Below are 16,583 nucleotides of genomic sequence, written 5' to 3' on the forward strand. Positions count from 1 at the left end.
GCTTGTTCTGTTCAGCTCAGCTAGAACTTTTTTCGGCAGACGCCGCCTCGGCAGCGGCTGGCCCACGGCCCGGAGACGGCTTGGAACGCCTGTTCTGCCGCGGCGGAGAAAAGATCGTTTTCCTGCTCATCGGTCAGGGGCGTCACCGGAATTTCCCTCGGCCCCTTCGGGTCCAAAACGACAACGGCCAAGTCAAGCTCGGCGGTTCGCTGTGGAGCCGTGCGGCGCAGGATCGTCCCGTAGAACCGCAGCTGTTGGACCGCGTCTTCTTGGGCCGCCGCGTGGAAGTTTCCGGTCTTGTAGTCCCGGATAAACCGGCAGGCGCCATCGGTCCACGTGATGTCGGCGATACCCGTGAGGGCCAAGTTATCAGGCCGGTCGAGCCGGAGTGGCTTTTCCCGCTCCAGCGTCCCGCTCAGTTTTGCCTGGCAGGCCATCTTGAAGGACGGCAGGGTCGTGAAGCCTTCGATTAACTGGCGAATCCACGATTTGGTCCTTGGTTCCCGCCAGAGGCTTCTCAGGTGAAGCGGCGGAACCAACGGGCCGTCGGGGCGCAGAATCAGCTCCAACTGCTGGGGCGTGTAGTCCCACAGGGCCAACGCCCAGTGGAGAAGTTCGCCGGTTCTCGGGCCTCCGGGAGTCTCCTCGCCTGAAAAGTTCTCCCGCCGGTCCTGGAAACCTTGGCGAAATACGGCCCGCCAGCAGGCGGGACAGCGGTTCCACAGGACGAACGACGACGCGCTGATGGAAGTCAGGTGCGGCGCGTGGACTGCGCGCCTGACGACTGGGCCGTCAGCCACCCGCGCCGCGCTGCTGGGACGCTCCCGTGGAGCGGCTTCCAGATTTTCTTCCGTCGCCGAGGCCTCGGAAGCCGCCTCAAACGCCTCGGGCATGCAGAACTTTTCGAGGGCCATCCAAGATTTCTTCTTGGCGTCTCCCTTGGCGGTTTTCAGTCCGGCGAGAATGAGCCAGTCTCTGGCGCGGGTCAACGCCACGTAGTACAGCCGCTTCCACTCGTCTTCTTCCGGCTCTTCCTCGGCAAGGTCGTGAATCGTTTTCAGGCGCGGCCCGTCAGGCGGGACCGGCGACAGGGAGGCCGTCAGGTTTCCCGGCCATTTTCCCGTCACCGCGCCAAGGTGAATCGACTCGTCAAGGCCAAAACTGCGGGAGGACGGCGCGGCCTCAAGGCCGAAGACGGCGACCAGAGGGAACTCGAGCCCCTTGGCGGAGTGGACGGTCGTCGCCGTGACGGCGCAGTCGCTGAAAAAGCCTGATTCGGCTTCCGGTCGGAGCTTTTGCCGACACGCTTGGTCGAAGAACCGCGACTCGGCCAGAAGGGACGGGCCGAACGCGCTTTCAAAGGCCTCAAACTGTCCCAAGGCTTGGCGCAGGTCGGACGCGACGCCCCAACGCTTGTGAGGCGCCACAGACGACAAATCGCGCCTTAAAAGCCAGCTGACGACTCGGGAAGCGCCGAAGAACGCGGCCTCTCCTTTGAGATCTGCCAGCTCATGGGCCAGCGCGGGGGCCTCTTGGGCGAGAAGGGAGAGCGGATCCGGCGAAGAGGCGGTCAGCTGAGTTATCCGCTGGGCGTCGGCCAGCGGAACGCCCGAAAGGGGCGAGCAGAGGAACGACGCTAGGTCAAACGGGCTGCCGGACGTGAGGAACCGAAGCAGAGCCGACAGGTCTCTGATGTCGTACCTGGCGTAATAGTCCACGTTGCCGGCCAGCCGAAGCGGCACGCCCGCCTGCTCGAAGCCGGTCTGAAGAGGGGCGTACTGCGTTCGAGTCGGCACCAGAACCGTCATGTCCTTCCAGTCGATGGGACGCCGCTCGCCCGACTCCCGGTCGCGGACCGTGAGACCGTTTTCCTTCAGCTCGGCCAGCCGTTCGGCCAGCCGTTTGGCCAGCCTTTGGCGGGCGATAGGCTGCGGTTCTGCCGGCACCTCGTCGGTGCATTCGGCGGGGGCGACGGCCAACAGTTCGCCGACCGGCCCCGCTTCGGCCGCTTCGCGCGTACCGTCGGCGCGTTCAGGGGCGCGCAGATTCATGTAAGGCGTGGTCAGGTTCCGTCCCAGCCCGTGCTCGTAGACGACCGAGAACCGGCCGTTGATGGCGTCAATGACCGCCGGCGAACTTCGGAAGTTGACGTTCAGCGCGATGAACTTGCCGTCCCACCGGGCCTGTTCGCTTCGTCGGTCCAGAAGCGACGGGTCGGCGTGGCGGAACCGATAGATGGACTGCTTGACGTCGCCCACGAGGAAGAGGGCCGCGCCGCTTTGCTGGGACAAGCTCGTGACGAGCTGGTCCTGCAGGACGTCCGTGTCCTGATATTCGTCCACCAGCACGTGGCGGAACCGTTTTGACCATTCGGGCGCGGCGGCGATGACCCGCTTGGCCTTCACGATCATGTCGCTGTAGGAAATGAGGTTGTTCGCCTTCTTGTGCTCTTCCCAGACGGCCCAACAGAGAGCCGCCAGCTTGGCGAGACTGCCGCGCAGCTGCGACTCGTCGTCGGTCCAGCCGTCCCGAACGATTCGAACGAGCGGCAGGAAGTGCTTCAGCCGCTCTTTAAGGTCCTTTCGGCTCCACCCGAAGGTGGCCTTCAGGTACTTGGAGGACTTATCGTCGGTTTCGTTCAGGGCGTCCGCCAGCTCGAGGAGAAAATCGCACCCGCGCTTGGTCTCGTTCTCTTGATGGGGAAACGGCGCGGCCAGCGCCCTCATCTTGGAGGCGAACTTGCCTTTGCCGTTTTCTAAAAGGTTCCTGACCGCCGCGTCGCGGAGGATCCTCCTCAGCCTGAAAACTTGGGCCCGCGCCTCGGGCTCGTACGCGGCTCTCAGGCTTTCGATGACTTCTTTTTCCCGCCCCTCCGAGCGCCACAGGTCTTCCGGCGCGCCTCCGCGGGCCGTCTCAAGGTTTTCGGCGGCCCGGGAAAACTGGGCGATGTCGTTGGCCTGCTCCCGCCCGTTCAGCACGTCGGCGGTCCATGGCGAAGACAGGACGGAAGGCCAGTTCGCCCGGCCCGGAGAGCAGGACAGGCGGTTCGCAAACCAACCGGCATCGTTTTTTTCCAGCGCGTCCGCGACCTGACGCCAGAAGAACTCCTCCTCCGGCGCGGAAACGAGCCGACAGCTGGGCGACACAGGAAGGCTCAGTCCCGTCTCCTTGATGACCCGCAGGCAGAACCCGTGAATGGTGGAAATGTACGCGCTGTCGAGACAACGTCGGCCTTCGTTCAGCACCTCACTCAGCCTGACGCAGCCCGCCTCTTTCGCCTGACGGGCGACGCCCTCGGTCAGCGCGGCGATGCGGCTTCTCATCTCCTCGGCGGCTTTTTCCGTGAACGTGAGGGTGAGAATCGACGGGGCCGGCGCGCCTTGGGCCATGCACCAGAGAAAACGCCAAGCCAAAGTCCACGTCTTGCCGGTCCCGGCCCCGGCGCTCACGACGGTCAGCCGTTCGGACGAGGTGGCCGCTTCGGCCTGCTCGGGCAGGGCACTTTTTTGAAGCAGCTCTTTCAGCAGGGCGAAGCCCTGCTCGTCAGACTGGACAGCGGCGGTCATCACTCGTCCTCCTTTCCTGACTCTCCGTGAAGCTCTTCTTTTCGGCACAGCTCTTTGTACGGGCAGTTTCGGCACGCGTCTTTGCTGTCCCAATTGGGGTTCCAGCGCCCTGCGGCCGTACAGCTGTCGAGGCTTGAAAGAAGCTCGGCCAGCTCGGGCAACGGCCCTTCTGCCGCCGGCGGGATCGTCTTGCAGTCCGTTTGTTCGGCCAAGGCGGCGGCAACGGCTTGGCAGGTCTCCGACTGCTCCTTCGGGAGAACGAGGCTTGCTTGACAGCCTCCGTCTCGCAGCCCTAGAAAGCCCCAGCCGGCCGGGCGCTTTCCGGTCGATTTTTCGCAGGCGAGGGCGTACAGGGGAAGCTGAAAGGACTTGGCGTACTTTTCGCTCTTGCCCAGCTTGTAATCCCAGACGAGGAACGATCCGTCGTCTAAGACGTCGATTCGGTCAGCCCGCCCGCGGAAGAACGCGTGGTCCAGCTGCAGGGACAAAGGCGTCTCGATCATGACCTTCACTCGATGGGGAGCCAGCCGCTCGTCGATTTTGTCCTGCAGGGCGGCGCAGTGGCGAATCTGACTTTTCAGCAGGGCAAACTGTCGGGCGAGCTGAGGCGTTCCCAGCTCGGGATACCCGCTAGGGCCTAAAAGCGCCTCGTCGAGAAAACGGGCCGATAGGTTCTGAATTGATTCTTTTTCTCCAGCGTTTTTCGCGCTCCAAACCATCTCCCACAGCTTGTGGGTCGCCGTTCCGACGAGCAGCCGGTCGTAGGCCGGCCGAGTCTCTTGAGGCGCTAGGCGCAGGACGTTTTGGACGTAGAACCGGTACGGACAGTCGGCAAAGGCGTCGATAGCGCTCATCGGCAGGGCAGACGGAACTTTGGCGCCCGGCAGCGGAGATGGGAAGACCCGGTCTTTCGGCCAAGGGGCAAACTCGAGCGGGGACCTGACCTCGACGCCGCCGATCAACGGCTGGTCACGGGGAACGAGAAGCTCGTCAAGCCCGCGGCTCACGGTCGGCGGGTCAGATGCAATCCAGCCGTCGCTGTAGGCGGACGGGAGAAACGGCGTCGGCTCGAGGGGGCGGCTTTTCTCGTCGGTCGTCGTCCAAGAGAGGATCGTCAGTCGGCCGGCTGAGGCGATCAGGCGGCGGAAAAGGACTTCCTGCTGGCTTCGCCGCTCCGAAAGCAGCGGCAGGTGTCCGGCGTTTTCCGCGTCCGGCGATCCACTGATCGTCTGGCGGTCCGCGTCGCTGAGAAGCGGCGTCTCCGCGAGGCTTCCGGGCCATACTGAGGCGTTCAGGCCGCTGACGAACAGATAGGGCCTTGAAAAGAACACCGGCAGGGAGCCGGACCACAGTTCCAGCGCGTCGCCCAGCGGCTGCTGCGGGCGAATCGACGACCCGTCAGCCCAAGCGGTCAGGTACTCCCACGCGTCGCCGCCGTCTAGCTTCCTGCTGCCGGCGGATTTTAGATCCCGAAGGGTTTCCCGAATGGCGAGAAGTTTTCGCCGCAGCTCGTCAAGAGCTCCGTTGTACTCGGCAATCTGGCCGTCCAGCGTCCCGTCTGTTCCAGCTGTGCCGCTGGACGCGTTGGAGAAGAACGTCAGGAGGCGGCGTTCCCCAAGGCGCAGCAGCGCGGCCAACAGGGTTTCGGGCGTTCCGCCGGACTGAATCTCTTGGGCAAAGGCGCAGGCGTCGTCAAAGGCGTCTCTGCTTTTTTCGGGCAGCGCGTCCCGCCAAGCGTCCCGGCCCGAGGGCGACTTGTCCGGCAGCGGTCCTGACGCCATGGCTGGGTGGGCCATCAGTTCAGACGTTGAAAACGCGTCCCAGTTCTGCGAGACGGCCGCGCGGGCCGTTTGGGATAGCCGCCAGAACGGCGTGTCGGTGATCTTGAGCGTGCGGGCCCGGCGGCACGGAACGCCGTAACGCCTCATGACTTCCAGCGCTGTTCCCTCGCGGTTCACCGGAACCCAGAGGGCCAAAGCCTCCCAGCCGGGCCACGGATGGCCGATTTTCAGCCCGTCATGGCCGGTCGCTTCCCACAAGATCAGCGACCGGGCGATCGTCTCGTATTCTCCTCGACAGTCTTCCGCCTGCAGGATCCGCACGTCGACTGGCCCGCCCGGCGACGGGCAGGGCGCTTCGCCGGGCAGCAGCTGGGCGATGAGGTCGGACGCCTCGGCGTGGCTCGTCCCGTCGTCTGGGACGAAGCACTTCATCGGCACGCCTTTGGAGCGAAGAAGGCGAATCAGCTCCAGCTGGGAGTGGGTCAGGCTGTAGAAGCCCGCGAGAATCAGTTCAGCTTCATCCGGCCAGTCGAATTTTTGGGCCGCCTCGACTTCCAGTCGGGCTTTGGTTGTCAGAGCGGCGCTGTCGGTAAGGTTCAGCTCGCGAAGGGTTCCTTCGTAGGAGAGAAAACAGTCGGCCAGCAGGCGTGAAGCCTCAGAGTTTCGAGGGACGGACTGAGGCGGCACCTCTTCGGCCCGGAGCTCGCGAATTTGATCGCCCAGCAGGCCGAGAATGCCGGGGCACTCGGACAGCGGCGACGGCTCCGGCGAATTTGTCAGCGCTTGGCGGAGCAGGAGCCAGTGATCCGGCGGGTCGATCTGAGCCGATTGGGCGGATCCTGTCGCCAGCGCGAGAAGCCGGCAGAGGTCGTCCCAGAGGATCGTCCGAACGCCGTCGTCGCGCTGACGCCGCCAGAGCTGGGCAAATAGCTCTCGATCAGCGCTTGACGGGACGAGAACGAGCCGCTTGCCCGCAGGACGCGCGGGCAGGCGCTGAACGAGTTCTTCCAAGTCGCTGATTTTTCGATAGCGCGTTGCCGAAAAGGCCATCCGGATTCCTCCCCCTAGGCGTATATCGAAATCTTACCACGGGACCGGGCACAAAAAAGGCCGCACCGCTTTTGATATGCTCCCCCCAAGTAGGACAGGGAAATATAAAACCTACTTGGGGGGTATTTCTATGCCCAGAAAAAGCAAGATAGACTCAGCTTTGAAAATATCTCTAGTTGAAAGCTATCTCCGAGACGAAATCAGCTGCACAGAAGCGACAAGGCAAGCGGGGCTTAGGGGCCGCGCATCGTTTAGGAGTTGGGTCCGGATTTACCAAAATGAAGGTCCCGGAGGATTGCTCGCTCAATCGAGAAACAGACATTATTCACAGGAGCTGAAATTGGCTGCCGTTCATGCCTATCTGAGCGGAGAAGGATCCTTAACGGAGACGGCGTATCGCTATGGCTTACGGTCAAAAGCTCAACTTCAAAGCTGGATACAGGCATATACTACTCATGGATGGATCCAATCGCGCACAAGCGGAGGAGGCAGCTCCATGAGAAAAGCCAGACAGACAAGCCAGGAAGAACGCCTTGAAATCGTACAGTACTGCCTTGCTAAGGATAATAATTATGGAGCGACGGCGCTGAAATATAACTGTTCCTATCAGCAGGTGCGCAACTGGGTGCTCCGTTATGAGAGCATGGGCCCCGCCGGCCTTGAAGACCGTCGTGGACGGCGGATTGGAACCCTGCCAGCCCGGACACCAGAGGAAAAGCAGCGCCACAGGATTGCAGAACTGGAACGCAAGAACCGCGACCTTCAGATGGAGAACGACCTGTTAAAAAAATCAGAGAGTTAGAGATGAAAGATCGCTCTCTCTGACTCGACATCCCTACAAATACCAAGCGATCAAAGAACTGACTGAAGCCAAGCACTACCCCCTGCAAAAGCTCTGTCAGTGCCAGCGGCTTTCGCGCAGCGCGTATTATCGCTGGCTTAAAGGTCCTGTCAGCTTCAGTGAGAAGTACAATACCGAGCTCTCCGAGAAGATCAAGGCCATTCATGAGAACCATCCGGATATGGGTTACCGGCGAATCAGGGACGAACTGGAAAGGAATCACGGCATCGCAGTGAACGATAAGCGGGTACTCAGGATCTGTCGCGGAGAGCGTATTCAATCCACGATCAAGTGGAGGCCAAAGAGCTGCACCAGAAGCAGCCAAGACCCTGCACATATCGCCAAAAACTATCTCAACCGTGACTTTCACGCAGACGCACCGAACGAGAAATGGCTGACGGATGTCACTGAGTTCAAGTATTACGTCGGGGGGAACGCTCACAAAGTATATCTGAGTGCCATACTGGATCTCTATGATCGCAGGATCGTGGCATATAAAATCGGCGAGCATAATGACAATCCGCTGGTTATGAGCACGTTTGATGAAGCTGTAGAGCGTGAGCCCGAGGCACATCCATTGTTTCACAGTGACCGAGGCTTCCAGTACACGAGCAAACAGTTCTCGGGGAGACTAAAGAGAAACCGAATGAAGCAGAGCATGTCCAGAGTAGCCCATTGCATTGACAATGGGCCTATGGAAGGCTTCTGGGGGATCCTGAAGCGTGAAATGTACTACAGGAAACGCTTCACCTCAAAGATGGATCTGGTGAAGACCATAGAGTCATACATCAGGTATTACAACACGGAGCGGTTCCAACGGAAATTGCATCTGATGACACCTGCCGAATGCCATGCAAGCTTCTATACTGCGGCGTAAAAGAACCGCCAGCCGATTACTCGACTGGCGGCACGGGACTTTTTGATTTTTCACTGTCCTATTGACGGGGAGCAGACCATTTCGCGGCGCGGCCTTTTCATCGATGATTACTTGTTGATCCGATCGGCCCACGACGGGTCGAAGTTCGACAGGTCGCTTTTCTCGTCGTAAACGAGGTTCTTCCATTCCTCGTCGGTCAGACGATCGTCGCCTCCGGCGAGAAATTCATAGTACGACATGGTAAACCCTTCGGCCAGCCGAGCGCCGCCCGATCGGTCGTCCAAGAACACGACGAGCCGGCGGGGAGTTCCAACGCCAATGTAGAGGTCGGCGAATCCCGACATGGCGACGTCGGCAATTAGGGCCATCTTCAACAGCTCGTTGTTGTCGTCGGAAGATGACTGGAACATGCCGATCGGCAGGACCGACGGCGGGCAGAACGAGTTGATCCACTGGTAATCTTCCAGCGTCATCGAGTCGGTCAGCTCTCTCCGGCAGATCTCGGCCATGTGGGTGAAGTCGTCCGCCAGAGCTAGGAACCGCGGCGCGTAGGACTCGTTTTCGTCCGTGCTGTTCAGGTGGAACCGGTCGAGGAACTCCACGATCCGGCCGCAGGCGTCAGCCAGTCGCTCGAAGGTCTTGGGCTGAGGCTCGATGTACCCGCGAAGGATCGGCTGGGGGAACGGGTCAGACAGAAGCGCCATGCCGGCGTCTCCCATTTCCGCGCCGCTTTCTTCGGCGTAGAGGATCGTGTCGTGCTTCAGCTCGGCCATCGAAGCGGCGGCGGTGTACAGCTTGCGCCACTGCCACGCCTCGGTGTGGCAGAACGCCTCGTCGGGCTGTTCCTCGGTAAAGTAGTCCTGAAGCGTCAAGAGCCAGTTGGTGTAGAACGTGTCGTTCTCCTTGGAGAACTCCGGCCAGAGATCGGCCGTTTTTTTCCAACCGTCTTTGTATCCCGCGACGTCGTCGTACTTCTTGATCACCTCGGCGGCGGCGCGGGAGCCGAGCATCGCCAGTGCGTCAGATGGGTCGGGCAGGCAGCGGGAGCTTTCGGCAGGGAGACGGGGCGTCGTCAGGGCGGTGTAGGTCAGCGCGTCAAACGTGACCCGCTTGCCCAGCAGGCGGAACTGAGGGGGCTGAGCCTCGTTGGAGACAACGGCTGAAACGAGCTGCTTCTTAGCCGACTGAACTAATTTGTCCGCTAAACTTTCCATAGCCTCTTTGCTCTCGAAGGCCTCGATCCCCGCGTCCGAGACGTCCTTCGCGAAGGTAAGGTAGGTGTTGGTGTTCGAGTTGCCGATCAGCTTGGTCAGCGGGTCGTTCAGCTCGTTCCAAATTTTTGAAGGTTCGGGAGCGCTCAGCAGCCGGCAGAACAGGGCCGTCAGGGCCGTATTGGCAACGCACTTCTCGTCAGCCGTCAGGGTAAAGCCCATGGTGCCGAGCAAGGACATCACCCTGAAATACCGGGTCAGGTTCTCGTTTAAGGTGTAATGACCTCGGGGCTTATACAGGGAGTATGGCTCGTCAACGCCGGTCAGCTGGGACGTTTGAGTTCCTGTGGCAGCCATAATCTGGCTGTACTCCGCTGCGGCGCGGGGCGAGAGGTCGCCTGAGCGGCCGCAAAGCAGGGCGTTCGCGATATCCAGATAGTCTTTGGCAGTTGTAGCGGCCTCCGGGCCGAGGGCGGTCTTCTGGTACTCCGGGGCGACGCGATTCAGCTCGTCCTGCAGGGCTGAGACCAGCTTTTGGGTCATCGGGAGCAGGGCCTTCTCTTCAACCTGCTGGAGCGACCGGTCGAACAGCAAATGGAGCGTGTGGAGCCCCAAGTCGGCGGTAAGGAACCGGGGCAGAAGCACGCCCTCTTGCAGGGCGAATTTCCCGAGGCTGTCGGCGGCGACCATGTTAAACCCGCACGTGTCAGCCCGCTGTCGGTTGTACAGGTCGATCAGGTCGTCCTGGGTGAGAAAGTCCTCGTAAGAAGGCCCTTCTGGCGAGTCTTTGATCCCTAGAATCAAGCGCCGCGGGTCAAGGTAAAAGCCGTTGGCTGAAAGGGCCCGGCGGTAGGCTTGGTCGTTTGGAACATTTGCCAGCTTATTCAGGTCAAACGGCTCGCCGGCGGCTGTCGGCTTGTAAGAGGACAGGGCCTGCAGTTCATCATCGGGGATCCAAGCGAAGCGGCCGCCCAAGCCGGCGGTCGCCGTCACGTAGTCCTCGGCGTAACGCAGGTCATGAACCTTTGTATCGCTGAAAGAGATGAGGCGCCACGTCTTGCCGTTTTGGGAAGCTGAGCCAATCGAGACGACGACGGTTCCTCGGCGGAGCGAGAACGCTTTCGCAGGCTCCGGCTTTCCCTCGTCCGGGTCATACACCCCAACGACGGCGAGCCGGTACGCCTTGTCGCTCAGAGGAAACTGCCCGGGCATCAGCCACGGGACGACGTCTTGGCCCTTAACCATGTAGTTTTGCGGCTCGGTTGGTTGAAAAGAGCCAGGCAGGGCGGCCACATGGGAGACGGCCACGTACCCGATGACCGTGTTTTTGTCCTTGACCTGAAGCCACGCCTTGTTCTTTAACGTCCCTTCGAGAATGTTCCCGTGGACGACCCGGGCGGCGTCGTAGACGTCCGAGTCTTTCAGGGTGAGAGGCTTATCTTTTGGGGGAATGGACTCGTACAGCCTGGCCGCAGGGGCTGTGACCATCCAGACGTTTTTCTGCGCTGCCCCGGCCATTGAGGCTGGAGACAGGAAAGCGGCTAGGGCTGCGCAGCAGATGGCCCGTATGATGCGCTGATTCATGAAAACACCTCCACGATAGTGAGTGATGGTTCAGCTGGGAGCAGCTGACGATTCAAAGACCATGGATCTTTTTTGCCGCCATTACTCGTTCACTCTGTGGATCCACTTCGGCTCGTATTGAGACAGATCCTTTTTTTCGTCGTAGACGAGAGCCTTCCAGTCCTCGTCGGTCAGACGGTCAGAGGCGTCCCCAAGAAGTTCATAGTAGGACATGGTAAACCCTTCGGCCAGACGGGCGCCGCCCGACCGGTCGTCCAAGAACACGACGAGCCGGCGCGGAGTGCCGACTGCCATGTACAACACCGAGTCCTTGGAAGAGGCGACGTCGGCGATCAGGGCCATTTTCAGCTGATCCCGGTCCTTAGACGAGATGTCAAACATCCCAATCGGCAGGACCGACGGCGGGCAGAACGAGTTGATCCACTGGTAATCCCCCAGCGTCATCGAGTCGGTCAGCTCTCTTCGGCAGATCTCGGCCATGCGGGCGAAGTCGTCTGCCAAAGACTGGAACCGGGGCGCGTAGGACTCACTTTCGTCGTCGCCGTTCAGGTTGAACCGGTCGAGAAAGTCCACGATCCGACGGCAGGCAACCGCCAGCCGGTCGAAGGTCTTGGGCTGAGGCTCAATGTACCCGCGAAGGATCGGCTGAGGGAACGGGTCAGACAGAATGGCTATGCTGTCGCCGCCGATTTCCGCGGCGCTTTGCTCGGCGTAGAGGATCGTGTCGTGTTTCAGCTCGGCCATCGAGGCGGCGGCGGTGTATAGCTTGCGCCACTGCCACGCCTCGGTGTGGCGCCTCGTCGGGCTGTTCCTCGGTAAAGTAGTCCTGGAGCGTCAGAAACCAGTTGGTGTAGAACGTGTCATTCTCCTTGGAGAACTTCGGCCAGAGCCCGGCTCCCTCTTCCCAATGTTCCTTGTACTTTTCGACTGAGGCGTATTCTTCGGTCAGCTCTAACCCAGCCTTGGAGCCGAAAACGGCCAAGGCGTCAGCCGACGGATCGGGCAGGCCGCGTTCCGTTTCCAAAGGAAGACGGGGCGTCGTCAGGGCGGTGTAGAGCATCGCGTCAAACGTGACCCGTTTGCCCAGCAGGCGGAACTGAGGGGCTTGGGGGTCTTTGGAGTTGCTCGCCGAAACAAGCTGCTTCTGAGCCGCTTCGGTCAACTGACCGGCCAAGGCGATCATGGCCTCTTTGCTCTTAAAGGCCCCAATTCCCGCGTCTGAAACCGCCTTCGCAAAGGTAAGGTAAGTGTTGGTGTTCGAGTTGCCGATCAGCTTGGTCAGCGGGTCGTTCAGATCGTTCCAAACCTTTGAAGCCTCAGGGGCGCTCAGCAGCCGGCAGAACAGAGCTGTCACGGCCGTATGGGCAACGCCATTTTCGTTCGCCACGATGAAAAAGCCCACTGTCCCGAGCAGGGACATGCCCCTGAAGTACCGGGACAGGTTTTCGTTCAAGGTGTAGTGACCTCTGGGCTTGTACAGCGCATAGGGCTCTTTAACGCCGGTCAGAGGAGATTCTATGGCGCCGGCAGCCGCCATGATCAGGTCATATTCTTGCTTTGCTCGGTTCGACAGGTTCTGTTCTTTTCCGGAAAGAAGCGAGTTCGCAATATCCAGATAGTCTTTGACGGTCGCCATCGCGTCCGGGCCGAGGGCGGTCTTCTGGTACTCTGGGGCGACGCGGTTCAGCTCGTCTTGCAGGACCGCGACGAGCTTTTGGGTCATCGGGAGCATGGCTTTTTCTTCGACCTGCTGGAGCGACCGGTCGAAGAGCAGGTGCATCGCGTGAAGTCCAAGGTCGGCGGTCAGGAACCGAGGCAGAGAGACGCCGCCGGCTGAGGCCGGTTTTTCAGGAGATCTCTCTTCGTCCGACAGGTCGCTGCACTCGTCAGTCAGCTGTCGGTTGTACAGGTCGATCAGATCGTCCTGAGTGATAGGTTCCTCGTAGGATCCGTCTCCTTCTGAATCTTCCTTCCCTTGGATAATGCGCCGCGGGTCAAGGTAAAAGCCGTTGGCCGAGAGGGCTCGGCGGTACGCTTCGTCGTTGGGGACGCCTGACAGCCTGTTCAGGTCAAAAGGCTCGCCGGGGGCCGTCGGCTTGTAGACGGCGAGGTCCTGCAGGTTCTCTTCGGCGATCCAAGCGTAGCGGCCGCCCAGTCCAGCCTCAGGAGCGACATAAACGTTTTCGTCGTCATCCTGGGCGAGTTCTCCGAGCTTTGTGTTGCTGAAAGAGATCAGGTGCCACGTTTTGCCGTTCTGGGCGACCGAACCGATCGAGACGACGACGGTTCCCCGACGGAGAGAGAACGGTTTTGCCGGCTCTGGTTCCTCGTCTTCGGGGTCTTCCACTCCGACGACGGCGATGCAGTACGCCTTGTCGCTCAGCGGAAACTGGCCGGGCATCAGCCACGGGACCACGTCTTGGCTTGTCACCATGTAGTTTTTCGGCTCTGTGGGTTTGAAGGAATCGGGAATTTGTGCCAGATGAGAAACTGCCACGTATCCGATGGTTGTCTTCCCGTCGACCACTTGGAGCCAAGACGAATTTTCCAGTTTCCCCGTCAGAATGTTCCCGCGGACGACCCGGGCGGCCTCGTAGACGTCCGGGTCCTTCAGGGTAAGAGGCGCGTCTTTCGTGGGAAGGGACTCGTACAGTCTGGCGACCGGAGCTGTGACCATCCAACGGTACTCTGAGCGGACGGCTGAGCCGCTTTTGCGACGGCGTTTGACGCCAGCAGAGCGGCTAAAGCAGCGCAGCAGATGACGTTGGTTCATCTCGACACCTCTTTGTATGGCGATAAAACCCCAAGACAAGGGGGCCTCAGGAAATTTTTTGCGTTCGAAGTGGAGAACAATTTTTTGAGGGCTCTTTAAGAAGTGAATTAAAGGCCGCGTCGCGAAAGCGCCGCGGCCTTTTGAGTGCCTTTACTTATTTACTTTGTCTGCCCAAACCGGCTCGTACTCGGAAATGTCTTTTTCTTCGTCGTAGACGAGAGACTTCCAGTCCTCGTCGGTCAGCCGATCAGCGGCGTTGCCAAGAAGCTCATAGTAGGACATGGTAAACCCTTCGGCCAGACGGGCGCCGCCCGATCGGTCGTCCAAGAACACGACGAGTCGGCGGGGAGTTCCCACGGCCATATACAGCGCTGTGTCCGCGGACGAAGCGACGTCGGCGATCAGGGCCATCTTCAACTGATCTTTGTTCTCAGAAGAGACGTCAAACATCCCAATCGGCAGGACTGACGGCGGGCAGAACGAGTTAATCCACTGGTAGTCTTCCAGAGTCATCGAGTCGGTCAGCTCTCTCCGGCTGATCTCGGCCATGCGGGCGAAGTCGTCTTCCAGAGCTTGGAACCGCGGCGCGTAGGACTCGCTTTCGTCTTCGCCGTTCAGGTTGAACCTGTCGAGGAAATCCACCATTCGCCTGCAGGCGTCAGCCAGCCGATCAAAGACCTTGGGCTGAGGCTCGATGTATCCGCGAGGAATCGGCTGGGGGAATGGGGTAGCCAAAAAAGCCGCGCCGGCGTCTCCCATTTCCGCGCCGCTTTGCTCGGCGTAGAGGATCGTGTCGTGTTTCAGCTCGGCCATCGAAGCGGCGGCGGTGTACAGCTTGCGCCACTGCCACGCCTCGGTGTGGCAGAATGCCTCGTCGGGCATTTTCTCGGTAAAGTAGTCCTGAAGCGTCAAGAGCCAGTTGGTGTAGAACGTATCGTTCCCCTGGGAGAACTCCGGCCAGAGCGCGGCGGTCTTGTCCCAGTTTTCCTTGTACTTTTCGACTGAGGCGTATTCGTCTGCAATTTCCGAGCCGGCCTTGGAGCCGAGAACGGCCAGCGCGTCGGCCGCCGGGTCGGGAAGACGGCGTTTCGTTTCTTCAGGAAGGCGGGGTGTCGTCAGGGCGGTGTACATCATCGCGTCGAACGTGACCCGCTTGCCCAGCAGGCGGAACTGAGGGGCTTGGGCGTCTTTGGAGTTGGTCGCCGAAACGAGCTGTTTCTGAGCCGCTTGAGTCAACTGGCCGGCCAAGGCAATCATGGCCTCTTTGCTCTCAAAGGCTCCAATCCCGGCGTCTGAGACGGCCTTCGCAAAGGTAAGATACGTATTGGTGTTCGAGTTGCCGATCAGCTTAGTCAGCGGGTCGTTCAGGTCGTTCCAAGCCTTTGAAGGCTTGGACGCGCTCAGCAGCCGGCAGAGCAGGGCTGTCACGGCCGTGTTGGCAGCGCCCTTCTCGTCCGCCGTCACTGCGAATCCCATTGTCCCGAGCAAGGACATTCCCCTGAAATACCGGGACAGGTTCTCGTTCAATGTGTAATGACCTCTAGGCTTATACAGGGCGTAGATCTCGTCAGCGCCGGTCAATGCGGATTGTTTGGTTCCGATAGCAGCCATGATGCGGTCATATTCTTCCTTTGCCCGGCTTGACATCTTCTGAGGTTTCTCGGAAAGAAGCGAGCCCGCAATATCCAAGTAGTCCTTGACAGTCGCTAGGGCGTCCGGGCCAAGGGCGGTCTTCTGATATTCCGGGGCGATGCGCTTGAGCTCGTCCTGTAGGGCCGAGACGAGCTTTTTGGTCATCGGGAGCAGGGCCTCTTCTTCAACCTGCTGGAGCGATCGGTCGAACAGCAGATGGAGCATGTGAAGCCCAAGGTCGGCGGTAATGAACCGAGGCAGGGAGATGTTATCGGTAGAAGAGCAGTTTTCAGGAGCCCCTTCTTCATTCGTTCCTTCGCTGCACTCGTTCGTGCGCTGTCGGTTGTACAGGTCAACCAGGTCGTCCTGTTCGATGCCCGACGGGTAGTAGCCTTCGTCTTCCTCTTCCTCGGAGTTTTTGGTCCCTAGGATAATACGCCGTGGGTCCAGATAGAAGCCGTTGGCCGCGAGAGCCTGGCGATATGCTTCGTCGTTTGGAACGCCGGACAGTCTGTTCAGGTCAAACGGCTCGCCGGAGGCCGTTGGCTTGTAGGAGGCGAGGTCCTGCAAGTCCTCTCCGGCGATCCAAGCGTAACGCCCGCCCAGCCCGTCAGCGACGAGGACGAAGTCATCATCGTCCTCTTCAGCGTAGGCTAAATCCTTGGCTTTTGTGTCGTTGAAAGAAATAAGATGCCACGTCTTTCCGTCTTGGTCCACAGAGCCGATCGAGACGACGACGGTTCCCCGACGGAGCGAGAACGCTTTTGCCGGTGTGAGATCTCCATCATCGGACTCATCCTCCTCATCCACTCCAACGACGGCGAGGCAATACGCGCTGTCGCTAAGCGGGAACTTCCCCGGCATTAGGCACGGGACCACGTCTTGACCCGTGACCATGTAGTTTTTGGGCTCTGAGGATTTGAAAGAATCGGGGATCTGAGCTAAATGAGAAACGGCCACGTATCCAACGGTCGTCTTTCCGTCGAGGATTTGGAGCCAGGACGAGTTCTTGAGTTTCCCCGTCAGGATGTTCCCGTGGACGACTCGGGCGGCTTCGTAGAAGTCCGAGTCTTTCTGGGTGAGGGGCTTATCTTTTTTGGGAAGTGACTCGTACAGTCTGGCAGCCGGAGCTGTGACCATCCAGCGGGCTGTTTGAGCGGCGGTCTGCGCCGTTTTCGCCATGGCGCTAGGCGCTAATAAAGCTGCTAATGTCGCACAACAAATAATACTGGCGATTCGCTTGTACATTTGGACACCTCCATGGGATC

6 protein-coding genes and 2 pseudogenes are annotated in these 16,583 nt (G+C 60.1%); 3 read left to right on the top strand and 5 right to left on the bottom strand.

Annotated elements, in window-relative coordinates:
• Positions 1–20 precede the first annotated feature (20 nt).
• Together JONANDRAFT_RS02595 and JONANDRAFT_RS02600 are read right to left on the bottom strand one after the other, a co-directional pair.
• Complete coding sequence (locus JONANDRAFT_RS02595; protein ID WP_008522683.1) at positions 21–3,566, bottom strand: UvrD-helicase domain-containing protein; 3,546 nt, start codon at positions 3,564–3,566, stop codon at positions 21–23.
• Complete coding sequence (locus JONANDRAFT_RS02600) at positions 3,566–6,397, bottom strand: PD-(D/E)XK nuclease family protein (RefSeq protein ID WP_008522684.1); 2,832 nt, start codon at positions 6,395–6,397, stop codon at positions 3,566–3,568. Before JONANDRAFT_RS02600 ends, JONANDRAFT_RS02595 begins: the two co-directional genes overlap by 1 nt.
• Positions 6,398–6,527: 130 nt before the next feature.
• Here JONANDRAFT_RS02600 and JONANDRAFT_RS08545 point away from each other — a divergent pair.
• The 3 genes and pseudogenes from JONANDRAFT_RS08545 to JONANDRAFT_RS08320 form a co-directional block, all read left to right on the top strand.
• Positions 6,528–6,803: pseudogene (locus tag JONANDRAFT_RS08545) on the top strand (helix-turn-helix domain-containing protein); the annotation flags it as partial.
• A gap of 90 nt (positions 6,804–6,893) precedes the next feature.
• A complete protein-coding gene (locus JONANDRAFT_RS08315; RefSeq protein WP_233417417.1) occupies positions 6,894–7,199 on the top strand; it encodes a helix-turn-helix domain-containing protein in 306 nt (101 codons plus the stop codon).
• 82 nt (positions 7,200–7,281) lie between these two features.
• On the top strand, positions 7,282–8,115 hold the full coding sequence (locus JONANDRAFT_RS08320; protein WP_081465256.1) for an IS3 family transposase: 834 nt from the start codon (positions 7,282–7,284) through the stop codon (positions 8,113–8,115).
• Between the two features lie 107 nt (positions 8,116–8,222).
• Here the strand turns inward: JONANDRAFT_RS08320 and JONANDRAFT_RS02615 are convergent, their stop codons facing one another.
• The 3 genes and pseudogenes from JONANDRAFT_RS02615 to JONANDRAFT_RS02625 form a co-directional block, all read right to left on the bottom strand.
• Entirely contained in the window at positions 8,223–10,910 is a 2,688-nt protein-coding gene (locus tag JONANDRAFT_RS02615; RefSeq protein WP_008520556.1) for a DUF3160 domain-containing protein, read from the bottom strand.
• 81 nt (positions 10,911–10,991) lie between these two features.
• Positions 10,992–13,683 (bottom strand): annotated as a pseudogene (locus tag JONANDRAFT_RS02620) (DUF3160 domain-containing protein).
• Positions 13,684–13,833: 150 nt separating this feature from the next.
• Positions 13,834–16,497, bottom strand: a complete 2,664-nt coding sequence (locus tag JONANDRAFT_RS02625) for a DUF3160 domain-containing protein (protein ID WP_172633445.1) — start codon at positions 16,495–16,497, stop codon at positions 13,834–13,836.
• Positions 16,498–16,583: the final 86 nt, after the last annotated feature.

The organism is Jonquetella anthropi DSM 22815, from assembly GCF_000237805.1.
Lineage (GTDB): Bacteria > Synergistota > Synergistia > Synergistales > Dethiosulfovibrionaceae > Jonquetella > Jonquetella anthropi.